Origin of the sequence: Corynebacterium sp. HMSC074C11 (genome assembly GCF_001809455.1) — a bacterium.
Taxonomy (GTDB): Bacteria; Actinomycetota; Actinomycetes; order Mycobacteriales; family Mycobacteriaceae; genus Corynebacterium; species Corynebacterium amycolatum.
The window spans coordinates 64858-87430 of record NZ_KV797729.1 but is presented as its reverse complement, the minus strand read 5'-3'; the positions used below and the strand labels follow the sequence as shown (position 1 = coordinate 87430).

Below are 22573 nucleotides of genomic sequence, written 5' to 3'. Positions count from 1 at the left end.
CCTTTCATTCGCGCGGGACACGTTCATGCGGTGGTTGCATGCAGCACCGCAACATACTTTCCTTTCTAAAACTCTAAACCCAAATCCGGCGGCTTTGCTGACATAATCGCTAAATGCTTGTTTGCCTGGCATAGTCGCATGGTGTGAAAGCAATTTTGTGGGACATGGACGGCAGCCTCATCAACACGGAACCCCTGTGGGAGATTGCCACGTACGACCTCTCGGAATTCGTAGGCCGTCGCCTGACTCCGGAGTTGCGCATGCAGTGCGTCGGCAACACTCTCTGGGACACGCTGTCGATTTGCGCTGATCATGCGGGACGCACGCTTGACGACGAGCTGTTTTCCTCGGGCTCCCAATTCGTCGAAAACCGCTTCACAGAATTGGTTCTAGAACATGGGGTGGAGTGGCGCCCGGGTGTGCCGGAGATTTTGGACCAGGCCCGAGCTGCTGACATTCCGGTGGTGTTGGTGACCAATACTCGCCGACACGTGGCGCAACCCTGCATTGATGTCATGGGGGAGCAGCACTTCGCGGCAACAGTGTGTAGCGATGAGGTGGCCAACGGCAAGCCGGCGCCGGATCCGTACTTGCGTGGCGCAGAGCTCGTCGGATTTGCGCCAGAGGACTGCCTGGCTATCGAAGACTCCTCAACCGGGGTGCGCTCTGCACTCGCTGCGGGATGCACGGTGGTGTGGAATCCAATGCCGGATGTGAGCGTTTCGCAAGCTGATGTGGAGACGCTAGTACCCCCGGCGCGCTTCATTTCGGGCAATTTGGATACCTCGAATTTGGGCTTATTGCGGGCTGCTTTCGCGGGCGAGTAGACGACATGGAACAATAGACCAGGTGAAGAACTTTGATGACCTGTTTGCAGAGCTGAAGGAAAAAGCACAGTCGCGCCCCGAGGGATCGGGCACAGTCAAGGCGCTAGACGCTGGTGTGCATTTCCAGGGCAAGAAAATTGTCGAAGAGGCCGGTGAGGTCTGGCTTGCAGCTGAGCACGAATCTGACGAAGCCCTCGCAGAGGAGATTTCGCAGCTGTTGTACTGGCTGCAGGTGGTCATGGTCGGTCGCGGGCTGAGCCCCGAGGATGTTTACAAGTACCTGTAGGAGAAATCAACACCATGCTGCGTATTGCCGTGCCCAACAAGGGATCGCTGTCCGAGGCGGCAGTCGAAATCCTGAAGGAAGCTGGTTACCCGGGTCGAGGCGACTCCAAGAGCCTGACCATCCACGACGAAGCCAACGAAATTGAGTTTTTCTTCCTTCGCCCGAAGGACATTCCCATCTATGTTGGCAACGGTCATCTGGATTTGGGCATCACAGGCCGCGACCTGGCCGCTGACTCGCTGGCTCCGGTCGATGAGGTTCTGAATCTGGGCTTCGGTGCCTCGACTTTCCGCTACGCCGCCCCAGCCGATGAGGAGTGGACCGTAGAAGCTCTGGAGGGCAAGCGCATTGCCACCTCGTACCCGAATCTGGTGCGCGAAGACCTGAAGGCTCGCGGCATTAACGCCACCGTCATTCGCCTTGATGGTGCAGTGGAGATTTCCATCCGCTTGGGAGTTGCCGACGTTATCGCCGACGTTGTCTCCACCGGCCGCACCCTGCGTAAGCAGGGGTTGAAGCCATTCGGCGATGTTTTGGTCAGCTCTGAGGCAGTTGTTGTCGGACGCAAGGGTGTGGAGGTCACCGAGGAGCAGCAGGTGTTCCTGCGTCGTATGACCGGCATTCTGCATGCCAAGACGTACTTGATGATTGACTACAACATCCGTGCGTCCGCGTTGGAAGAGGCATCCAAGCTCACCCCGGGCCTATCTGGCCCGACCGTGTCGCCGCTGGCTAACGAGGATTGGGTAGCAGTTCGCGCGCTAGTCCCGAAGGCAGAGGCCAACCCGCTCATGGATGCCCTGGCAAAGATTGGTGCCGAGGCAATCTTGGCCTCGAATATCCGCATCGCGCGTATCTAGTGGAAGCTTGACCTGCTCAAGGGGTGAGGTGGGGGGGAGGACCAACCAGCTCGAGTGGGGACGCCATCTCGCGCCGGGAGCTGACCACTGCATTTTCACATCCACCTACCTCGACGTAGGTAGTAGGCTTAGCACTAAGCGTGCGCACGGCGTTAGCCGTACTGACATAGTCCCCTTATGCCGGAAAAGCGGCAGCTGCGCCAGCGCTGTAGTTTTGACGGTGTAACCAAGCAGCACCACCAATTGTGGTTCACACGAATTGTGGTTCATAAGACTGCGCCTACGAGAAGGGATTATGTCCATATGTCCGCAACGCGTACCGAGGTCGACTTGCTTGGATCGATGGAGGTTCCAGCAGAGGCTTACTACGGCATCCACACCCTGCGCGCAATCGACAACTACCAAATCTCAGGCAAGACCATCAACGATGTGCCCGAATTCATTCGTGGCATGGTGATGGTGAAGAAGGCCACGGCCATTGCCAACCAGCGCGTCCACACGCTGCCCAGCGATGTTGCAGACATCATCGTCGCCGCATGTGATGAAATCCTGGAAAAGGGACGCTGCATGGATCAGTTTCCAATCGATGTCTTCCAGGGTGGAGCTGGCACCAGTCTCAACATGAACACCAACGAGGTCATCGCTAACCTCGCGCTGGAACTGCTCGGTCTGGAAAAGGGCCGATACGACGTCATTCACCCCAACGATGATGTCAACCAGTGCCAGTCAACCAACGACACCTACCCAACGGGTTTCCGTCTTGCTATCCACATGTCACTGCTGAGCCTGCAGAAGCACTTCGATTCCCTGGTTGAGGCCCTACATGCTAAGGGTGATGAATTCAACGACATCATCACAATGGGCCGCACGCAGCTGCAGGACGCCGTTCCCATGACCCTGGGACAGGTTTTCCACGCATTTGCCCACAACCTTGAGGAAGAACAGGAGTCCATCGCAACTGCGTCGGCACGCCTGCTGCAAATCAACCTGGGAGCAACCGCTATCGGTACCGGTGTGAATGCGCCGGCGGGTTACCGCGAGGCCGTGACCCAAGCGCTGCGTGAGGTCAGTGGTTTTAAGGTGACCTCTGCGAAGGACCTAATTGAAGCCACCAGCGATACCGGCGCCTACGTCAGCGTGCATGCATGCCTGAAGCGCGCAGCCATGAAGATTTCCAAGATGTGCAACGACTTGCGCCTGCTGGCATCGGGTCCACGAGCCGGACTGAATGAAATCAACCTGCCGGAGCGCGCCGCTGGCTCCTCGATTATGCCGGCAAAGGTCAACCCGGTAATTCCGGAGGTCGCGAACCAGGCCTGCTTCAAGGTCTTCGGCAACGACGTGACTCTGACCTGGGCAGCCGAGGCCGGTCAGTTGCAGCTAAACGTGATGGAGCCTGTCATCGGCGCATGTCTCTTCGAGTCGATTGAACTGCTGCGCAGCGCCACCGACACTCTGCGCGACAAGTGCATTACCGGCATCACCGCTAACCCGGAAGTGTGCCGCGGCTATGTGGAAAACTCCATCGGTATCGTGACCTACCTGAATCCGGTCATTGGCCATCACGAGGGCGATATGGTCGGCAAGGAAGCCGCTCGCACCGGCCGCTCCGTCCGCGACATTGTCCTTGAACGTGGGCTGATGGACGAGAAGGAGCTCAACCACGTCCTGAGCACCGAGAACCTCATGCACCCGGAATATCGGGGTAAGCGCTACGTGGCAGGGGAGTCTCGCCTCGACGATTTGTCCTAAGCGGCAACAAGCCTAACGAGTGACTTTTCGCAGATACACATGTTAGTTGCCGTCCAAATCTTTATCGTTCTAGCAGCGATCCTCCTTGGAGCGCGTCTAGGTTCAATTGCTATCGGATTCGCCGGTGGGCTGGGCGTTTTGGCGCTCGGCATCACCGGGGTGCCAGTTACCAAAGATGACATCCCCTTCGATGTCATCGGCATCATTATGTCGGTAATAGCGGCAATTGCCGCTATGCAGAGGGCCGGAGGCATGGACTATCTCGTCCACATTGCCGAACGGTTGTTGCGCAAAAACCCGCGACACATCACCTACTGGGCCCCGGTTGTCACCTACCTGATGACCCTGCTCGCCGGCACCGGCCACACCGCATTTTCCACCCTCCCAGTTATCGCCGAAGTATCCAAGGAAGGAGGCGTTCGCCCGTCCCGCCCGCTGTCCGTGGCGGTCATCGCATCTCAGTTGGCGATTACGGCATCACCCATTTCAGCGGCTGTAGTGCTCATGGCTTCGCTCATGGAACCCCGCGGCGTTGGTTATCTCACACTCCTGGCGATTCTCATTCCTTCGACGTTCCTCGCCATCCTTCCGACCGCCTTTGTCACGAATCACCTAGGCAAAGAGCTTGACGACGATCCGGAGTATCAAAGCCGCTTGGAAAAGGGGTTGGTCTCTAAGCCACGTGGCCAGATGAGCGAATACACACCAACCAAGTCGGCCAAGTGTTCGGTGGCGATTTTCCTTCTCTCGATTCTCGCAGTGATGGTCTACGCGACCATCAGCACTGAGCAGGTCGGTCTCATCACTGATCCCACACTTCCACGAAACGAGGCGATCATGTCAATAATGTTGACCGCCGCTACCGTTATCGTGCTTGCCTGCAAGTTAGACGCGGCAACGATTTTGAACACCCCAGTGTTTAAATCGGGCATGTCCGCCAGCGTCTGCGTTCTCGGTGTGGCGTGGCTGGGAACCACAATTATCAACCACTACATCGACGACATTAAGACCGCGTCCGGCAGCCTACTGACCACGATGCCGTGGATGCTGGCAATCGTGCTCTTCTTCGCGGCCGCTTTGCTCTACTCGCAGGCGGCCACTGCAAAGGCCATCATGCCCGCTGCGCTCGCGGTGGGAGTTTCTCCCATCACTGCCGTTGCTTCCTTCGCAGCGACTTCCGCGCTATTCGTGCTGCCTACTTACCCGACGCTCCTTGCCGCGGTGGAGATGGACGACACCGGCACCACCCGAATTGGCAAATACGTGATTAACCACTCGTTTATCATCCCGGGCACTTTATGTATTGCCCTGGCTGCCGCGTTTGGTTTCGCTTTCGGCAGCGTGCTGTTGTAGCGGGGGTCTACCTAAAACACCGCATAGAGAAACTGACTAGGTTTATGACAAAAACTGAACAGTTAATTTCATTCACCCGTTATAAACCTAATCAGTAACTCTTACTGGCGCCGTTCCCGCCGACGGCGGCACCCGCGAAAGCTAACATCCCTCGAGAGCCACCGCCATCGAGAGCCACCGCCATCCGCAACTTTTACTCAGCGCCACCGTCACCGACGGCGCCTGGCCAGCCGGGGTACTCCGGCGTGACGCCGCCGTAGGCAGGGCACATCTCCTGGAAAGAACACCACCCGCAGAGTTTGGACTTCTTCGGCACAAAGTCACCGTTTTCACCGTCGCGCACGATCGCCGACCACAAGTCGGCAATCTCCGTTTGGAAAGCCTCTAATTCTGTCGCATTGGGGCTCAGCACCAGGTCATCGGCAACCTTCAGGTACATCAACCGCAGCTGTTCCGGGATATGACCGGTGAGTCGCCACCACACCAGCGCATAAAAACGCATCTGGAAAAGTGCTTCATCCTGGAAGCGAGGAGAAGGCTTCTTGCCCGTCTTGTAGTCGACGATGCGGACCTCACCAGTCGGGGCGATATCGACGCGGTCGATAAAACCACGAAGTGGCACCGACAACGGCACGGTCTGATCCGCATCCGGATCAATAACTAGCTGAACGAACTTTTCCATCTCGGCCGCATCAAACCCCATGGGATTTTCCATCATGAAGTAGCCCTTGAGCAGGCCGCGGCATTCGACAAGGAAGTCGTAGTAATCATTCTCCGGAACTAGCTCAATCAGTTCCTCGTCCTTTGCACGCATGTCCTCCCAGGTCGGCTTCAGGCGCTTCACCGCCGCTGGGTAAGTGCGTTCTTCACGGGGCCAGGCATGCATCTGTTCGAGCACAGCATGTACCAATGTGCCCTTGACCTGCGCAACGGTCGACGGCTCCGGAATCTTGTCAATCGCACGGAACCGGTACTTCAACGGGCACTGGCGGTAGTCATTAGCTCTCGACGGCGACAGCGCCAACTTAGAGCGGCGGGAGGGCTGAACTGCTGACTTAGAACTTTGGGCATTGTCGGGCATACTAGCCAGGTTAGAGTACTGCCCGGATTTGGCTGCACCCGACACATCCCGCCACGACCAAAACAAAACCAGACCCAACCAAACCCCAAAAGGAGCCCACACACCTATGGCATTAAGCGGACCATTCCAGGTCGGCGACCGAGTCCAGCTGACTGACTCGAAGAATCGCCACTTCACCGTCATCCTCGAGGAGGGTGGCAAGTTCTTCACCCACCGCGGCACCATCCTCCATGACGACCTCATCGGCGCCAAGGAAGGCACCACCGTCACCTCCGGCGAAGGCACGGTCTACCTGGCCATGCGTCACTTGCTGGTCGATTACGTCCTGTCCATGCCGCGCGGCGCTGCGGTGATTTACCCGAAGGATGCCGCACAGATTATCGTCGAGGGCGACATCTTCCCAGGTGCGCGGGTGTTGGAGGCCGGCGCTGGCTCCGGCGCACTCAGCCTCAACCTGCTCCGCGCCATCGGCGCTGACGGGCAGCTTATTTCCTACGAGGTCCGCGAGGACCACATCGAGCACGCCGAACGCAACGTTGTCGACTTCATGGGCCACAAGCCCGACAACTGGGACTTGCGCCTCGGCGATCTCAACGAAGCCTCCGTCGAGTCGCTCGGCGGTCCGGTCGACCGAGTCATTCTGGACATGCTCGCTCCGTGGGAATGCCTGGACACCGTTTCGAAGGTGCTCCAGCCTGGCGGCGTGCTCATGGTCTATGTCGCCACCGTTCCGCAGCTAATGAAGGTCATGGAAGGCATCCGCGCGCAGAAGTGCTTCACCGAACCACGCGCCTGGGAATCCCTGGTCCGCGACTGGAATGTTCAGGATCTCTCCGTCCGCCCGGCGCACCGTATGCAAGCACATACCGCGTTCCTGGTGTGGGCACGCAGGCTTGCCGACGGCACGGTGCCTCCGCGTCCACAGCGACGAAATCAAAAGAAGCTGTAAGACCGCCGCTTCGCGCTGGGAGGTGTAGCCGTCGTAAAGCGTGATACGACACACGGTCTAAATCGACCAAGCAACAACGGCATCTGGCCCTATGGGTAATCTGGGGTACATGACAACGCCGTCTGACAAAATCCGTGATCTTGAGCAGAAGAACTACAACCTCGGCATTCGAAATAATCGCCTGGTTGAGCTGTTGCGGGACTCCCGTAACAAGCTAGAGCTACTGCGCCAAGACATGGAGGACATGCTGGAGCCGCCTAGCACGTACGGTATTTTCCTTAAGCCGGGACCGGAGAAGAGCACCGCAGAGGTGTTTACCGGAAACCGCCGGATGCGACTGAGGGTGCAGCCGGAGATTAACGAGCGGGCGCTTCGGCCGGGCGCGCAGGTGCGCCTGAATGAGGGCTCGATAATCGTGGAGGACTGCGGTTATCCGGAAAGCGGCGATATCGCCAATGTTCGTGAGGTGCTGCCGGATCGGGAGCGCATTTTGGCCTCGGATACTCACGGTGAGGAATTCGTGGTGTCCCTGGCTGGGGACTTGTCGCCGAAGCCGGGGGACTCGGTGATGATTGACCGCAAGTCGGGCTATGCATTTGAGGTCATTCCGAAGTCCGAGGTGGAAAACCTGGTACTGGAAGAGGTACCGGATGTCACCTACACGGATATCGGTGGTTTGGATAGTCAGATTGAGCAGATTCACGACGCCGTGGAGATGCCGTTCCTGCAGCCCGAACTGTTTGAGCAGTACAACCTGCGTCCGCCGAAGGGCGTGCTGCTCTACGGTCCTCCCGGCAACGGTAAGACGCTCATTGCCAAGGCTGTGGCTAATTCGCTGGCACGCAAGATTGCGCTGTCCCGAGGCAAGACCGAGGCGGAGGCGCAGCGAGCGCAGTCGTACTTCTTGAATGTCAAGGGCCCGGAGCTGCTCAATAAGTTCGTGGGCGAGACGGAGCGTCAGATTCGCCTGATTTTCGACCGCGCTCGCGACATTGCCGAAGATGGCAAGCCGGTTATTGTCTTCTTCGATGAGATGGACTCGATTTTCCGCACTCGTGGTTCGGGTATCTCCTCGGATATGGAAAACACTGTGGTTCCGCAGCTGCTCAGTGAACTTGACGGTGTAGAGGGACTGGAAAACGTCATCGTGATTGGTGCCACCAACCGCGAGGAAATGATCGACCCGGCAATTCTGCGCCCGGGACGCCTGGATGTGAAGATCCGCATTGAGCGCCCGAATGAGGCTGCGGCGAAGGATATCTTCCGCAAGTACTTGACCCCGGAGCTGCCGTACAACGCGGCTGAGGTAGAGGCTCACGGTGGGGTGGAACAGAATGTGGCACACCTCATTGATCAGGTCGTTGAGCGAATGTACGCCAAGACGGCAGAAAACGAGTATGTGCGGATCCGCTATGCAGATGGCACCAGCGAGGTCATGTACTACCGCGATTTCAACTCCGGCGCGATGATTTCCAACATCGTCGACCGCGCGAAGAAGTCCGCCATCAAGTCGGTTATCGCCGGTGGCGAGGCGGGCATTAGCTTGGACCATCTGCTGTCCGCCGTGGCGGAGGAGTTCGCGCAGAACGAGGACCTGCCGAATACCTCGAACCCGGATGAGTGGGCTCGTATCTCCGGCCGCCCAACCTCGCGCGTTGCCTCGGTCGAGGTGATTCGCCATGGCTAATTCCGCTGCGAAGTCTGCTGCTAACTCTGCTGCAAACCCCGCACAGCCGAACCGCTTCTTCGGCACCGAAATTGAGTACGGCATTTCCAGCCCGGACAACCCGGATGTCAGCCCAATTCTCACCTCCACGCAGGCCGTGCTGGCTTTCGCGCACGAGCAGGAGGAGGGCCTGTCGGGGCGCATCCGCTGGGACTACGCACCGGAGTCGCCATTGCGCGACAGCCGTGGCTTTGACCTGCGCCGCTACCACCAGCCACCGATTGTGGATCCAAACGCCGTTGGCGCTGCAAACCTGCTGGTGCAGAATGGTGCCCGTTTCTACGTCGACCACGCACACCCGGAATACTCCTCACCGGAGACGGCAACTGCCCGCGAAGCGGTCATCGCAGACCGTGCAGGTGACAAGATTATGCTGCGGGCAGCTCAGCTTGCCGCAGAAGCCACCGATGCCGAAGGCAACCCCGGCCCGGTGCTCAAGCTCTACCGCAACAATGTCGATGGCAAGGGTGCCTCGTATGGCGCCCACGAGAACTACCTTTTCTCCCGGGAAACCGAGTTCGATGACATTGTCGCCGGTCTGACACCGTTCTTCGTCACCCGCCAGGTGTTTACGGGCGCTGGTCGCGTCGGTCTGGGACAGACGGGACAGGAGTCGGGTTTCCAGATTTCGCAGCGCGCGGACTACATCGAGACCGAAGTCTCACTGGAGACCACTTTGAACCGCGGCATCATCAACACCCGCGATGAACCACACGCCGACTCCGATCGCTTCCGCCGCCTGCACGTCATCATCGGTGATGCCAACATGAGTGAGGTCGCCACCTTCCTCAAGCTGGGCACCACAGGTTTGGTCATTGACGCCATCGAGGACGGCGTGCGTTTCGACGATCTGCAGCTCCGCAACCCCGTCGAGGCGGTCCATAAGGTCTCCCGAGACCTAACCTGCACCGAGAAGCTGCAGCTGGCGGACCATGTCACCTGGATGTCCGCGGTGGAAACGCAGTACGAGTACCTGCGTCGCGTGGAGAGCTACGATCAGCAGGGCGACGTCGTCAAGCTCTGGCGTGAAGTGCTCGACGTGCTTGCCGACGACCCCCGCAAGGCAGCCCACCTGCTGGATTGGGTGGCGAAATACAACCTCATGGAGGGCTTGCGTACCCGCCTGGGCGCAGGCTGGGATCACCCGAAGTTGGCGCTGATTGATATTCAGTACTCGGATATTGATCCGACTCGTGGGCTGTACCATGCGCTGGTACGCCGCGGTTCGATGCGCACGCTCGTGTCCGAGGAAGAAGTCAACCGCGCGGTTGAATATGCGCCGGAATCCACGCGTGCGTATGTGCGCGGTGGCATTTTGCGCCGCTTTGGCAAGGATGTCGTCGCGGGCAGTTGGACCAGCTTAGTGGTGGACACTTCGGGGGTGTATCGACGCACTCGTGACGTGGAGTCGCCGGGAATCACGCTGGCCTACATTACGCTGGATGAAGTTGACCGTTTCACTGCCGCTGATTGCGGTGAGGTGTTGGAGTCTGCGGAGACAGTGGCCGAGGTGGTCGAGCATCTGCGTACGCTCGGGGCTATCCGCGAACAATAGGCACGCATAGTGCGGTAATAGGCAGTAATACTCAAAAGTTCATTTTAAGGAGCAATATCATGGCTGGTAACACTCAGGTTTTCGGCGGCGGTTCCGGCGGAGGCGACGAGGAAGAGTTCGGCGAGGTCGCTGGCGGCGGTCAGGCACAGGAGCACGTTGCAGCTGCTGACGACCTGTTGGATGAAATTGATGGTCTGCTGGAGAACAACGCCGAGGAGTTCGTGCGTTCGTACGTCCAGAAGGGTGGCCAGTAAGAAGTGACTGACCAGCAGGTACCAGCACAGGCGTTGACCCGACGCATCACCGGCATTGAGACCGAGTTCGGCATCACTCTGACGCTGGATGGCTCGCGTCGCCTGGGGCCGGATGAGATTGCCCGCTACATGTTCCGACCCGTGATCGCCAAGTACGGGGCAACCAACATTTTCACCCCCAATGCTGGTCGTATGTACCTCGATGTCGGAAGCCACCCGGAGTACGCCACCGCTGAGTGCGATTCTGTCTCGCAGCTGGTCGCGTACGACCGCTCGGGCGAGGTCATCTTGAACGAGCTCGCCGAAAGGGCTGAAGCAGAGCTTGCTGACGAGGGCATCGGTGGCAAGGTCTACCTGCTGAAGAACAACGTTGATACCGTCGGTAACTCCTACGGTTGTCACGAAAACTACCTGGTTGGACGTGAACTGGGGCTGAAGTCCCTGTCCAAGCTGCTGCTACCTTTCTTGGTTACGCGACAGCTCATTTGCGGGGCGGGGAAGATTTTCCTGCCGTACCCAACCTCGCCGTATCACAACGATCCGATTCAGTACTGCTTCTCGCAGCGCGCGGATCATGTGTGGGAGGGTGTCTCCAGTGCAACGACGCGCTCCCGACCGATTATTAACACTCGCGATGAGCCACACGCGGACTCCAACCGATTCCGCCGCTTGCACGTCATCGTGGGCGACTCCAACATGAGTGAGACGACGACCGCACTCAAGATTGGCTCCACTCAGTTGGTCCTGGAGATGATTGAAGCTGGCGTGAAGTTGCCGGACTTCGAGGTCGCCAACGAAATTAAGTCCATCCGTGCGGTGAGCCGCGATATGACGGGCAAGGCCGAGATTCCACTGTGCAGTGGCGAAACTGCCACCGCGCTGCAGATTCAGCGCGAGTTCCTGGACGCTGCAGCGCAGTGGCTGAAGGTCCGCGAAGAAAACATGGTCAACGAAGACAAGGGCATTGCCGGTGCCGGCACGTCCAACGAGGAAATGGGCCGCATTGTCGAGCTGTGGGGGCGCGCACTGGATGCCGTGGAAACCGGTGACTGGTCTCTCATTGAGCACGACATTGACTGGGCCATTAAGTACTCGCTAATGAAGCGCTACTTGGACCGCGGTCTGACTCTGGAGGACCCCAAGCTTCATCAGATCGACTTGGCCTACCACGACATCCGTCCCGGCCGCGGCATCTTCCGCGCGCTGGAAGCCCGTGGTATTGCCTCGCGGTGGATTACCGATGAGCAGGTTGCTGAGGCAGTCCGCACCGCACCGCCGACTACTCGTGCGAAGCTGCGGGGTGATTTCCTCGTTGCAGCTGAAGAATCCAGTTTGAAGACCGTCGTGGACTGGACACACCTGAAGATCTCCGGCGATGATCCCATCTCCACGATGCTCGGCGACCCCTTTGCCACGGAAAACGCTGAGGTCAGCGAGATGATTGAGATTCTGACGGCCGCGAAGAAGACCTCGGATACGCAGCCGGAAAACTAGTTCCGTCCCAGGAAACCGCCCAGGAAAAGGAGCCCCACAGTCGTGTCTGTCCCACCTGTATCGGAAAACCCCGGAACCGCCGCGATTAGTGAGAACCAACGCCAGGTTCAGCTGCTGTTGGCGCTTGCCGACGACACCGGGTGGGTCAGCGAGTCGTGGATCTCCAAACATGTCGAGGGTTACGCTCGTGTTTCCGAGGATTCTCGGGCTCGATACCTACGTGCGGACACCGCCGCACTCCTGACCGCCGGGGTCCCGGTGGAGGTTTCGTCGTCAAGCACTGGCGATAAGGTCAAACGCCTGCGCCTGAACAGGCTGCGGTGGCCCCAGCACGACCCCGAGTTCACTGAAGCGGAGGCTTCGGTGGTGTTCCAGGCCGCGAATGCCGCGTTTGGTTCGGAGGAACTGAGTTCGACGGCTGTGGCGGCGTGGCGGAAGCTCGCGTCATTTGCGCAGCGCAGCGCCATTGCGAAGCCGGATGAGTCGGTGGTGGTAGCCGATGCGGTGGATATGAGTAGGGCGGATTTCAGCACGCTACTGACCGCAATGACTTCGCCGCGGCGGACGGTAGAGATGTGGTACTCCCGCCAGTACGGCGTGGATGATGAACTGCGCACGCTGGAGCCGTGGGGTTTGATTAACCTGCGCGGACGCTTCTATGTGCTGGGTTTTGATCCGCAGCGTGGGGCGGCGCGTATGTTCCGGCTCAGCCGTATCCGCGATGTGTCGGATACGGGAACGTCGGTGACGCAGCCAATGCCCGATGGTGACTTGCAACAGATTGCGAAAGAGATGTTGCACCGCGGTGGGAAGACGTATCAGGCGGTCGTTCGTATTACCCCGAATACCTGCGCTGATGTCGTAATGAAAGCAACAGCGCTGGGGGAGGGCCGCTACGAGCTGCCAGCGGCACCTGTGAGCGAGATTGTGTCCACAGGTTTGAGTTACGCACCGGATTTGATTGTGGAATCACCTAAAGAGGCACGGTCGAAAATTATTGCTCGGTTGGAGCAGGTACTCGCTCGCCATGGCGGATCGAATGGTACGAAGAACACTCTGGAGGGCAACTAATGACAGTGCATGCAGCCCGAGAACTAGACGCGACTGTCAGCGTCGACGAGTTGTTGGCGGTCGTACCGTATTTTTCCCAGCACCGTTCAATGACAGAGGCCGCAACCGAGCTGGCCATCCCTTTTGCCCGAATTCGGGCAATCGTGGAGCAGATTGCCGATATTGACCAGCCGGGACTCCTCGGAGTGCGGGCTTTTGAAGTTGATTACCGCAACAGCTTTGACGTCCGTATTCGCCCTCATGCAACGGTGCTCAGCCACCCGCGTGCGCTCACAGCCGAAGAGACCGCGACCTTGCTGCTCATCCTGGAAACCATCGAGGACTCCGCAGCCGCCACCTCTTCCGAGGCCGCGCAGAGGGCCGCGACAAAGCTCCGCAGTGCCCTGGGAACGAACGTTCCCATCATCGATTCGACCGCCGCAGAGGATGGCAAGGCCTTTGCCTTTGCAGAGCAGATTTACTCCGCGCTGCATCAGCGCAAAGTGCTGAAGGTGCGTTACCGGAATGCCTCAGGGCAGGTTTCAGTCCGTGAACTTGACTGTGTCAACGTTTATACAGTTGAGTCCACAACATACCTCCGCGCCGTCGACCGGGCGCAGGAAGACAGCCATCAGAAGAGTTTCCGTGTCGACCGACTGGAGGCCGCCGAGGTCCTCGACATTCCCGCCGCTTTCCACCGCCCAGAGCCCGTCGATATCCGTGATCCGCACGCCTTTGGTGCGGAAACGGGGACGTCCGAATGGGCGAGTGTGCTTATCGACGCCGATGCTACGTGGATCGCAGACTATGAACCGGTCTTCTTCACCGAAGATGAGGGAGAAGAAGAGGATACCGAACCGGTCTCTGACCAAGGCTTAGGGCAGTCGAAATTTGCCGCTGACGTGCCCATGTCCGACCTGGCAGCAACAGTCTCCTTTGTGCTCCGCCGTTCACCGAGCGTAAAAGTCACTGAGCCCCTAAAATTGAAAAACGCCGTTGTTGCGCGAGCTTCCGAAGCTTTGGCAGAGTATGGTCGAAACGACAAAGCTTAAACTAGAGCTTCTATCGCGCACAATGTGGCAACTTGCCACTTGTATTTGTATTCATTTGAAAGGTCTCTAAGCGGATGCCGAACCTAGGTCCCTGGGAAATCATCATTATCCTGGTTGTTCTTGTTTTGCTCTTTGGCGCAAAGAAGCTGCCGGATGCCGCTCGTTCGCTCGGACGCTCCATGCGTATCTTCAAGTCCGAAGTCAAGGAAATGCGCAACGATGACGAGCAACAAGAGCAGGCTGCAATCCAGCAGGCTCCGCAGGCCCAGCCACAGCAGCCGTACCAGCCGCAGCAGCAGTACCAGCAGCCGTACCAGCAGCCGGCGCCGCAGGCTCAGCCGCAGCAGCCGTACCAGCCGCAGCCTGGCCAGAACAACCCTGGCCAGCCGCAGCAGTAGTAGAAGGCCGGTTGAAGCGTGACTTCAGCTACATCCACATCACGTCCTCGGAAGCGCCAGCGTAAGCGCAATCCCGAGGGCGTGATGACTATTGTCGAGCACATTCAAGAGCTCCGGCGTCGTCTCGTTCTCTCTCTTGCTGGTATCGCCGTTGGCACTGTTGTGGGCTTCATCTGGTACCAGACCGCCTTTACAATTGGCCAGTTCCGCATACCGTTTACCTCGACCGATGTCGGTCCGCTGCACTTTAAGTCCCTGGGTGAATTGCTCAAGGATCCATACTGTCAGCTTCCACCCGAGATGCGTCTCGGCGGCGGCGAGGGTGCGGAGTGTCGTCTGCTGGCGACCAGTCCGTTCGAAATGTTCATGCTGCGACTAAAGGTCGGCGCGTTGGCCGGTCTGGTGATGTCGTCGCCATGGTGGCTCTACCAAATTTGGGCCTACATCACCCCTGGCTTGGTTCGGAAGGAACGCCGCACCACCCGCCGAGTTGTGACTGCCGCAGCACTGCTGTTTGTCATGGGTTCCGTCCTGGCTTACTTCGTTGTCGCCTTCGGTTTGGAGTTCTTGCTTCAGATTGGTGAAGAAACGCAGATTTCCGCACTCACCGGTTCGCAGTACTTCGGTTTCGTCCTCGCACTAATTCTGGTTTTCGGAGTCAGCTTCGAAGTTCCGCTCTTCGTGGTGATGTTGAACATGGCGGGCGTCATTACCTATGAGGGCATCAAGGACAAACGCAGCATTATCATCATGTCGCTGTTCATCTTTGCGGCTTTCATGACACCAGGTCAAGAACCAATATCTATGGTCGCAATGGCGACGGCGCTGACATTGCTAGTGGAAATCGCAATCCAGATTTGTCGTCTCCATGACCGTCGTAAAGCAAATGAGCGACCGGAGTGGCTGGATCTGGATGACGAACAAGGCTCCGGACCAATCACAGCCTCCGGTCCAATTGGTTCTGCTGGCGGTATCGGCGACGTGGGCGGCATCGACGCCCCGACTTCAGTAAGCACGCCGACGTCGATTCAGCCGGGCGGCATGCCGACGGCATCAGCGGCTCCGACGACCTCCCCGATTTCTGGCCCGACGCCAGTGAACCCGCCGGCGCCGACTCAGGCATCCCAGATGCGCCCGACCCGTAATTCGCGTCCACCGCGTCCACACGGAATGATTCCGGAGACTCCGATGCCGACGCAGGACTTACGAAATCGTCCGACGAGTGACTTTGATGATGTTCTCTAGCGTGGTTTATGACACTCTAGAGGCATGACTCTTCTCGGCGATTTCGTTAGCCAACAGGATTTCGATCTTGACGACTTTCAGCTCCGCGCCTGCCAATCAATTGAGGCAGGACGGGGCGTTGTCGTCTGTGCACCCACCGGTGCGGGCAAAACTATTGTTGGCGAATTCGCTATTTATGCTGCGCTCGAGCGCGGCGGCAAGTGCTTTTACACCACCCCTATTAAGGCACTGAGCAACCAGAAGTACCACGACCTAGTCGAGGACTACGGCGAGGACCGCGTGGGCCTGCTCACTGGTGACACTTCGATTAACGGCGACGCAGACATCGTGGTGATGACCACCGAGGTGCTGCGTAACATGATCTACGCGAACTCGCCGACGCTGAAGAAACTCACGCATGTGGTGATGGACGAGATTCACTACCTCGCTGACCGGGAGCGCGGCGCTGTGTGGGAAGAGGTTATTTTGAACCTCGACCAGTCCGTGGCCGTCATCGGTTTGTCCGCGACGGTATCCAACTCCGAGGAATTCGGGCGCTGGCTGTCCACGGTGCGCGGGCACACGGACGTTATTGTCACGGATTTGCGTCCGGTTCCACTGCATCAGCACATGCTAGTGGGCAACCGACTCTATCCTCTTTTCGAGGCGAAGTCGGACAAGGTCAATCAGGACCTGCTGGAGGCGTGCCGTCGCGCCGAGTTCGGCTACGGGGACGCTGGGGCCAGGGAGCGCTACCAGTACAAAAAACACAAGGGCGGTGGGCGCTCATACAGCTGGGGCGATAGGGGGCAGCGCAAGTTCCGCCCACCGAAGCGCGGCGATGTTATCCGCATGCTCGGCTCCATGAACATGCTGCCCGCGATTGTTTTCATATTCTCCCGCGCGGGCTGCGAAGGCGCGTTGGCGCAGGTCGGCGCTACTCGCGCAGAACTCACTGACCGAGATGAGCAGGAGCGCATCGCCAAGATTATCGATGACGGTGTCGCGCACATTCCGAAGGAAGACCTGCAGGTTCTCGGCTTCCTGCGCTGGCGCCGCATTCTCATTCGAGGTTTTGCGGCGCACCACGCGGGCATGCTGCCTGCGTTTCGGCACATTGTGGAAGAGCTCTTTAACGAAGGCCTGGTCAAGGTCGTCTTCGCCACCGAGACGCTCGCACTGGGCATCAACATGCCTGCCCGCACGGTTGTGCTGGAGAAGCTGGTCAAGTTCAACGGCGAAGCACACGTAGATCTCACGCCCGGTCAGTACACGCAGATGACGGGTCGCGCTGGCCGTCGCGGTATCGACACCGTCGGCAATGCCGTGGTGCAGTGGGCCCCGGCAATGGATCCGAAGGCTGTCGCAGGGCTGGCATCCACACGCACGTACCCGCTGATTTCCACCTTCGCACCGAGCTACAACATGAGTGTCAACCTCCTGCAGACACTCGGTTACGAGGGGTCGAAGCGTGTCATGGAGCGCTCATTCGCACAGTTCCAGGCGGATGGCGACATCGTCGGAGTTGCCGCCGAACTGTCCAAGGCCAAGCAGGAGGCCGCGGCCCTGCGTGCGGAATTGCTCGGCAGGGGAGCCGATGCGCACGCTGAAGGGGCGGAAGCTGATGGGTCGTCGTCAAGCGGAGAGGGCAGTTCGCGTGACGACGAGCGCCTGACCCAGATGCTCGAATACCTGGATCTGCGCGCGAAGCTGACCCAGGAGGAGAAGAACGCCAAGCGCCGCAATATTGAAGACCGCCACACGGAAACGGTGACCGCGCTGCGAAGGCTCCGTCGAGGCGAGGTTATTCCGCTGCCGAAGGGTAAGAAGGTGCAGTTGGCAGTCGTGTACCGGGAGGATCATTCGAAGTCGAATCCTCGTCCCGGTGTCATCAGTGTCGGCGGTTTTGTGGGACGTGTGGAGCCGCATATCTTCCCAGCGGCGCCGCAGACAGTCGGCTCGATTAAGCTGCCACGGGATGCGGATCGGCATCCGCGACGTGCGCTCGGTATTGTGCGTGCAGAGATCGGCCGCAAGGGACTGAAGGGACCAAAGAGGCTGAAGCGCCGCAGTGGAGGCAATTCGCCGGCAGTGAGGAAGTTACGCCAGGAGTTGCGCGAGCACCCGCTGCATGGGGACCCTGCGGTGGAGACGATGGCTCGTCACGCCGATACGCTGCGACAGGCTGAGGCGCATGTGGCCAAGCTGCAAAAGCGCGTCGATTCCGCCTCGGATACGTTGGCACGCACATTCGACCGCATGCTGCAGTTGCTAACACAGATGGACTACGTCGAATGGCCGGAGGGCGCGGAGCCGACGATTACCGAGGAAGGTCTGCGCCTGGCGCAGATTCACAACGGCTCGGATCTGCTGGTGGCCACGTGTCTGCGCCGCGGTATTTGGGATGACCTGGACCCCGCGGAACTAGCCGGTGCGGTGTCGAGTTTGGTCTTTGAAAACCGCAAGGCCAGCCAAGGCAGTGACGAGGTGCCGACCGAGCCGCTGGCCAAGGCGCTGGGGAATACCTACCGAATCTGGGAGGAACTGTCGGAGGACGAGCGCCGCTACCGGCTGCCGGTGACGGACTTGCCGGATATGGCTTTTGCCACTGCAATTCATCAGTGGACCGCGGGCGCACCGCTGGGGTACTGCCTGCAGGCAGCGGCCGAAAGTGGCGCCGAGCTGACTCCGGGTGACTTTGTCCGCTGGTGCCGTCAGGTCATTGATCTATTGCAGCAGATTAAGAAGACCGGCTACTCCACAGACATTCGCGACAAGTCTGCCGAGGCTATTCAGGCGATTCGCAGGGGAGTAGTGGCGCTGAATAATTAGTTATCTCGGACACATCTCTTCTCCTGAACACCTGGTTCCTGAGGTGAAGATGATAAATTACTAAAAGTAGAATAGTTATGGCACTATTCTTATCTCGCAGTGACTAACGAAACTGCAGATTATATTTTTCATATCTGACTTCATTTCTCAGGAAGGCCCCGAATGCGCAAGCTTCATAAGACTCTGTCCGCTGTAGGAATCGCAGCACTGAGCTTCGGCATTGCCCCAATCGCAAACGCTGCACCCGCTGGAAACGTTGTTACCTTCGGCGATTCGTATTTCGCCAATCCGACCGTTGAGGACTACTGGATTGCCAAGGCTCCAGAGCAGATTCCTGGGCTCCCAGAGGTTCAGCAGAAGAATGGTTGCGCGCATGACCCTGATGGAATTCCGGCCAAGATCGGTAAAAAGACTGGCCGCCAGCTGGATGACTACTCCTGCGCAGGAGCCGTCCTCTACACGCCGAACGCAAACAACCTCGATCGACAAATCGAGGGCGCTATTCGCGATGGAGCACTGACCCCGCAGACTGCGTTCATTGCAATTCAGATTGGTTTCAACGACACCTACAACAACGCAGTCAATCTTCCTTCCGTGCGTGAGGGCTGGTGGAAGGATGCTTCCGATGCCGCAGTAAACAAAATTCGCGCACATGCGCCGAATGCCCGCATTGCATTTGTCAATTACCCAACCATTTCGCATCCCGGTGATTCCAAGCAGTGCCTCATCCATGTGAACGTTGCTGGACAAAACATCGACGCAGGGGTTCCCGCATTCTGGATTGAGCAGGGTGAGATTGAAACCTCTAAGTACGCACAGCAGGCCGCTGACCGCCATAACGCCGAGTTTATTGATGTCCGCTCGATGACCACGGATCGCCATGAGTGCGCACCGGATGATAAGCGAATCATCGCAGGCGCAGTCGACAACCGCACTCAGGACTACAACCTTCCGGTCCACCTCAATGGTGAAGGCAAAGAGATTATCGCCGACGCAATCGTCGCTCGCATCTAGTCCTTGCCTCCAAGCCCTGCGCCTTATGGCCCAGGGCTTTTATCTTCAACTCACTACTTTTAGGGAAAAATGACACCTCGCACTCAACGCGCAACTCATGTGTCGCCTTGGACCCAGGTTAAGCAGTTTGCTACTGCTCTCGGCCCTCTCAAGCGTGCCGGCATCCTCAGAAATGATGGTCCTAAAGCACTGAAGAATATGTCCCAATGGGGCATTTCCATGGCAGCTCTCGTCGAAAACGACTGCCTTAATTGGCCTGACCGACTTGCCATTGTGGATGATTTCGGCGAACTTACATATAGCGAGCTTCGGACCCAGGCTAGAACACTCACGGCACGCCTAATGGAAATGGGGATTACCGAAGGATCCACCATCGCAATACTTGCGCGAAACTCTCGTGCCATCGTGCTGCCATTGTTGGCCTGCAGCTACCTCGGGGCCCGCCCGATGATTATGAATCCTGCCTCATCGTCAAAGCAGGTTAGCGCGATTATGTCTGACTATGGCGCGGATATTTTGGTCGTAGACGCCGAGTACAACCAAGACGCAGAATTTCCAATCAAATCACTCACTGTTGGTGGTGACCATGATGAGTTTCTTTCCCTCGTTTCCGGCCAAACCGATAGCTCCAAGCTTCCTCGAAAGCCGCGGCAGCAAGAAACGATCATCATGTCGTCTGGAACTTACGGAATCCCCAAAGGCGTTCGCCTCCCAGTTCCACGCACGCCAAAGGTGCTCGGCGGTATTGTAAAGGCAATCCCGTGGAAGAAGAACATGGTAGTTCAACTGACCGCTTCGGTCTTCCATGCGTGGGGTTGGCTCAACCTTCAGATTGGCTTGGCCACTGGCTCAACACTCATTTTGCGTCGAAATTTTGATGCAGATCAGGCTGCTGCGGACTGCCTTCAGTATGGAGTAACCGGAATTGTCTCCGCTGCAGTCTTCCTGAAGGATCTAGTCACTGCCGCGGACCGAGCAGAAACAAAGATTGGCCCATTTGGGTTCATCGTTTCTTCGGGTAACGCCATGCCGCCATATTTGGTTCGTGAGCTCAATAAGCGATTTGGGCCTGTTGTGTGCAATTTCTATGGCTCCACTGAGCATGGCCAAATCGCCATTGCAACTGGCCCTGAATTCGCCGCTGACCCGCACACCACTGGGCATATTCCATCTGGCGTCGAGCTCCGCATTTTCCGTGAAGATGGCACTGAGGCCAATCCAGGAGAGCTAGGTAACGTCTACGCAGCAAACTCTATGACGATGGTCGGGTTACTGGCTGCACGTGACAAATATGATGTCATGAATGGGCTGCTCGGAACAGGGGATAAGGGCCTCATTGATCAAAACGGTATGCTTCAGCTAGCCGGTCGCGCAGACGACATGCTGATCAAGGGAGGCGAAAATGTCTACCCTCGTGAAGTTGAGGAATTCCTCGGAACCGTCGATGGAATCGACGATGTGTTTGTCCACGGTAGTCAGGATGACATCGTCGCGACTCTTCGAGCCTACGTTGTACGTGAAGACAGCGTTGCTGGTGCTAACCTTTCCGACGACATGATTCGCGAACACGTTCGCCAGAATCTCGCGGAGCACAATGTGCCTGACGAGATTGTGTGGATGAAATCGTTGCCTCGTAATGACGGTGGCAAGGTCGTCCCACGCCGTCTACCCGACACCAGCATCTAGTTCCGCGCCTCTGTCTTATTCAAGGCTGACGGGTACAGTTGGCAACTATGAGCAACGGTATCTTTAGTTTTGACATCTATCAGCAGCGTCTGGATCGCACCGCGGAACTACTCCGCACCCGCGATGCAGACGCTGCAGTCTTTGGAACCGGAGCTGACCTGCAGTATCTCATCGGTTCTGCGGTCACTTCGCATGAGCGTCTCACCGCGCTGGTAGTCACCGCAGCCGGCACAACCACGCTGGTATTGCCCGCTGTGGAGCGGGGGGACCTGCCGCTGTGTGCAATCGGTGACCTCAACGCCGATGTGGTGTTGTGGGAGGACGGTCAGGATCCACACCGCATTGTCGCCGACCTAGTCGGCCACGTGGGCACTCTCGCAATTGGGGCGTCGTTGACCGCTGACCACCTGATTCCCATTCAGGATCTCACCGGAGCCAAGACTGTGTTGGCCGGAGAACTGCTGAAAGAACTGTTCATGCGCAAGGACGCCGCTGAGATTGATCAGCTGCGCGAGGCCGGCGCCGCCATTGACCGCGTTCACGCTCGCGTTCCGGGCATGCTGCGTGCAGGTCGCACCGAGCGCGAGGTCGCCGACGAGATTTCGGCAGCCATCCTGGAGGAAGGCCATGTCGCCATTGACTTCGTCATTGTCGGCTCGGCTGAAAATGGTGCTAATCCGCACCACGATTTCTCCAACCGCGTCATCGAGGACGGCGACGTGGTGGTCATCGATATCGGAGGCACCTTGCCGCTCGGCTACCACTCCGATTGCACGCGCACCTATGTCGTCGGCAAGCCGAGGGAGAAGGAAACCGCAGCGTGGGCGGCCCTGCGGAAGGCTCAGGAAGCTGCTGTAGCAGCGGTTCGCCCGGGTGTGACGGCTGCAGAGATTGATGCGATTGCGCGCAATAGCCTCACCGCTGCGGGCTACGGAGAGTACTTCATTCACCGCACTGGTCATGGCATTGGCCTGTCCACCCATGAAGAGCCGTTCATTATGGCTGGCAATGAGCTTGCACTCGAGCCGGGCATGGCGTTTTCGGTGGAGCCGGGCGTGTACCTGCCGGGCGAATTCGGTATGCGGCTGGAGGACATCATCATTGTCACCGAAGACGGCGGCGAATCGGTCAATAACGGTCCGCACGATTTGATTACCGTCTAATCGAGGTTTAGAGGAAA

General features: G+C 58.2%; 19 protein-coding genes. 18 read left to right on the top strand and 1 reads right to left on the bottom strand.

All coding sequences use genetic code 11. The annotated features are described in order from the left end of the window. Positions 1 to 143: 143 nt before the first annotated feature. The 5 genes from HMPREF2614_RS04195 to HMPREF2614_RS04175 all read left to right on the top strand — a co-directional run bounded on the left by HMPREF2614_RS04195 (position 144) and on the right by HMPREF2614_RS04175 (position 5078). A complete protein-coding gene (locus tag HMPREF2614_RS04195; RefSeq protein ID WP_083300198.1) occupies positions 144 to 827 on the top strand; it encodes an HAD family hydrolase in 684 nt (227 codons plus the stop codon). A gap of 22 nt (positions 828 to 849) precedes the next feature. Further along, entirely contained in the window at positions 850 to 1113 is a 264-nt protein-coding gene (locus HMPREF2614_RS04190; protein ID WP_005510825.1) for a phosphoribosyl-ATP diphosphatase, read from the top strand. A gap of 14 nt (positions 1114 to 1127) precedes the next feature. Next, on the top strand, positions 1128 to 1973 hold the full coding sequence (hisG, locus tag HMPREF2614_RS04185) for an ATP phosphoribosyltransferase (RefSeq protein WP_038625460.1): 846 nt from the start codon (positions 1128 to 1130) through the stop codon (positions 1971 to 1973). Between the two features lie 303 nt (positions 1974 to 2276). Then, entirely contained in the window at positions 2277 to 3725 is a 1449-nt protein-coding gene (aspA, locus tag HMPREF2614_RS04180) for an aspartate ammonia-lyase (protein ID WP_070560284.1), read from the top strand. Positions 3726 to 3764: 39 nt separating this feature from the next. After that, positions 3765 to 5078, top strand: coding sequence for an anaerobic C4-dicarboxylate transporter (locus tag HMPREF2614_RS04175; protein WP_049181038.1), 1314 nt, complete (start codon positions 3765 to 3767; stop codon positions 5076 to 5078). Positions 5079 to 5271: 193 nt separating this feature from the next. Here the strand turns inward: HMPREF2614_RS04175 and HMPREF2614_RS04170 are convergent, their stop codons facing one another. After that, on the bottom strand, positions 5272 to 6159 hold the full coding sequence (locus tag HMPREF2614_RS04170; protein WP_049181039.1) for a RecB family exonuclease: 888 nt from the start codon (positions 6157 to 6159) through the stop codon (positions 5272 to 5274). Positions 6160 to 6265: 106 nt separating this feature from the next. Here HMPREF2614_RS04170 and HMPREF2614_RS04165 point away from each other — a divergent pair, with 106 nt between their 5' ends. The 13 genes from HMPREF2614_RS04165 to HMPREF2614_RS04105 all read left to right on the top strand — a co-directional run bounded on the left by HMPREF2614_RS04165 (position 6266) and on the right by HMPREF2614_RS04105 (position 22556). Beyond that, positions 6266 to 7108, top strand: coding sequence for a tRNA (adenine-N1)-methyltransferase (locus HMPREF2614_RS04165; RefSeq protein ID WP_005510776.1), 843 nt, complete (start codon positions 6266 to 6268; stop codon positions 7106 to 7108). 109 nt (positions 7109 to 7217) lie between these two features. Beyond that, a complete protein-coding gene (gene arc / locus HMPREF2614_RS04160) occupies positions 7218 to 8795 on the top strand; it encodes a proteasome ATPase (RefSeq protein ID WP_239663047.1) in 1578 nt (525 codons plus the stop codon). Continuing rightward, positions 8788 to 10389: a depupylase/deamidase Dop gene (dop, locus tag HMPREF2614_RS04155; RefSeq protein ID WP_210384469.1), complete on the top strand. Its 1602-nt coding sequence runs from the start codon at positions 8788 to 8790 to the stop codon at positions 10387 to 10389. Before arc ends, dop begins: the two co-directional genes overlap by 8 nt. A gap of 59 nt (positions 10390 to 10448) precedes the next feature. Further along, positions 10449 to 10643 (top strand): ubiquitin-like protein Pup, encoded by a 195-nt coding sequence (locus HMPREF2614_RS04150; protein ID WP_005510795.1) that lies wholly within the window; start codon positions 10449 to 10451, stop codon positions 10641 to 10643. Positions 10644 to 10646: 3 nt separating this feature from the next. Then, positions 10647 to 12137 (top strand): Pup--protein ligase, encoded by a 1491-nt coding sequence (gene pafA / locus HMPREF2614_RS04145; RefSeq protein ID WP_070560282.1) that lies wholly within the window; start codon positions 10647 to 10649, stop codon positions 12135 to 12137. Between the two features lie 42 nt (positions 12138 to 12179). After that, positions 12180 to 13208 (top strand): helix-turn-helix transcriptional regulator, encoded by a 1029-nt coding sequence (locus HMPREF2614_RS04140; protein WP_070560280.1) that lies wholly within the window; start codon positions 12180 to 12182, stop codon positions 13206 to 13208. Next, positions 13208 to 14239: a helix-turn-helix transcriptional regulator gene (locus tag HMPREF2614_RS04135; protein ID WP_049181043.1), complete on the top strand. Its 1032-nt coding sequence runs from the start codon at positions 13208 to 13210 to the stop codon at positions 14237 to 14239. Before HMPREF2614_RS04140 ends, HMPREF2614_RS04135 begins: the two co-directional genes overlap by 1 nt. A gap of 74 nt (positions 14240 to 14313) precedes the next feature. Next, a complete protein-coding gene (gene tatA, locus HMPREF2614_RS04130) occupies positions 14314 to 14637 on the top strand; it encodes a Sec-independent protein translocase subunit TatA (RefSeq protein WP_070560278.1) in 324 nt (107 codons plus the stop codon). 18 nt (positions 14638 to 14655) lie between these two features. Further along, positions 14656 to 15882 carry a twin-arginine translocase subunit TatC gene (gene tatC, locus HMPREF2614_RS04125; RefSeq protein WP_083300197.1) on the top strand — a complete coding sequence of 409 codons (1227 nt, stop codon included), beginning with the start codon at positions 14656 to 14658 and terminating at the stop codon, positions 15880 to 15882. A gap of 24 nt (positions 15883 to 15906) precedes the next feature. Then, positions 15907 to 18693, top strand: coding sequence for a DEAD/DEAH box helicase (locus tag HMPREF2614_RS04120; RefSeq protein WP_070560274.1), 2787 nt, complete (start codon positions 15907 to 15909; stop codon positions 18691 to 18693). A gap of 162 nt (positions 18694 to 18855) precedes the next feature. Beyond that, positions 18856 to 19707 (top strand): GDSL-type esterase/lipase family protein, encoded by an 852-nt coding sequence (locus HMPREF2614_RS04115; RefSeq protein ID WP_070560272.1) that lies wholly within the window; start codon positions 18856 to 18858, stop codon positions 19705 to 19707. Between the two features lie 69 nt (positions 19708 to 19776). Beyond that, the gene (locus HMPREF2614_RS04110) at positions 19777 to 21393 is read left to right on the top strand and encodes an AMP-binding protein (protein ID WP_049181048.1); all 1617 of its coding nucleotides are present in this window, start codon (positions 19777 to 19779) and stop codon (positions 21391 to 21393) included. A 47-nt stretch (positions 21394 to 21440) separates the two neighbouring features. After that, complete coding sequence (locus HMPREF2614_RS04105) at positions 21441 to 22556, top strand: M24 family metallopeptidase (protein ID WP_070560269.1); 1116 nt, start codon at positions 21441 to 21443, stop codon at positions 22554 to 22556. Positions 22557 to 22573 lie beyond the last annotated feature (17 nt).

What these genes read in the sequence shown, in the direction of transcription:
- hisG (WP_038625460.1), top strand. Translation starts at nt 1,128, where the DNA reads ATGCTGCGTATTGCCGTGCCCAACAAGGGATCGCTGTCCGAGGCGGCA.
- aspA (WP_070560284.1), top strand. Translation starts at nt 2,277, where the DNA reads ATGTCCGCAACGCGTACCGAGGTCGACTTGCTTGGATCGATGGAGGTT.
- HMPREF2614_RS04175 (WP_049181038.1), top strand. Translation starts at nt 3,765, where the DNA reads ATGTTAGTTGCCGTCCAAATCTTTATCGTTCTAGCAGCGATCCTCCTT.
- HMPREF2614_RS04170 (WP_049181039.1), bottom strand. Translation starts at nt 6,159, where the DNA reads ATGCCCGACAATGCCCAAAGTTCTAAGTCAGCAGTTCAGCCCTCCCGC.
- HMPREF2614_RS04165 (WP_005510776.1), top strand. Translation starts at nt 6,266, where the DNA reads ATGGCATTAAGCGGACCATTCCAGGTCGGCGACCGAGTCCAGCTGACT.
- arc (WP_239663047.1), top strand. Translation starts at nt 7,218, where the DNA reads ATGACAACGCCGTCTGACAAAATCCGTGATCTTGAGCAGAAGAACTAC.
- dop (WP_210384469.1), top strand. Translation starts at nt 8,788, where the DNA reads ATGGCTAATTCCGCTGCGAAGTCTGCTGCTAACTCTGCTGCAAACCCC.
- HMPREF2614_RS04150 (WP_005510795.1), top strand. Translation starts at nt 10,449, where the DNA reads ATGGCTGGTAACACTCAGGTTTTCGGCGGCGGTTCCGGCGGAGGCGAC.
- HMPREF2614_RS04135 (WP_049181043.1), top strand. Translation starts at nt 13,208, where the DNA reads ATGACAGTGCATGCAGCCCGAGAACTAGACGCGACTGTCAGCGTCGAC.
- tatA (WP_070560278.1), top strand. Translation starts at nt 14,314, where the DNA reads ATGCCGAACCTAGGTCCCTGGGAAATCATCATTATCCTGGTTGTTCTT.
- HMPREF2614_RS04120 (WP_070560274.1), top strand. Translation starts at nt 15,907, where the DNA reads ATGACTCTTCTCGGCGATTTCGTTAGCCAACAGGATTTCGATCTTGAC.
- HMPREF2614_RS04115 (WP_070560272.1), top strand. Translation starts at nt 18,856, where the DNA reads ATGCGCAAGCTTCATAAGACTCTGTCCGCTGTAGGAATCGCAGCACTG.
- HMPREF2614_RS04110 (WP_049181048.1), top strand. Translation starts at nt 19,777, where the DNA reads ATGACACCTCGCACTCAACGCGCAACTCATGTGTCGCCTTGGACCCAG.
- HMPREF2614_RS04105 (WP_070560269.1), top strand. Translation starts at nt 21,441, where the DNA reads ATGAGCAACGGTATCTTTAGTTTTGACATCTATCAGCAGCGTCTGGAT.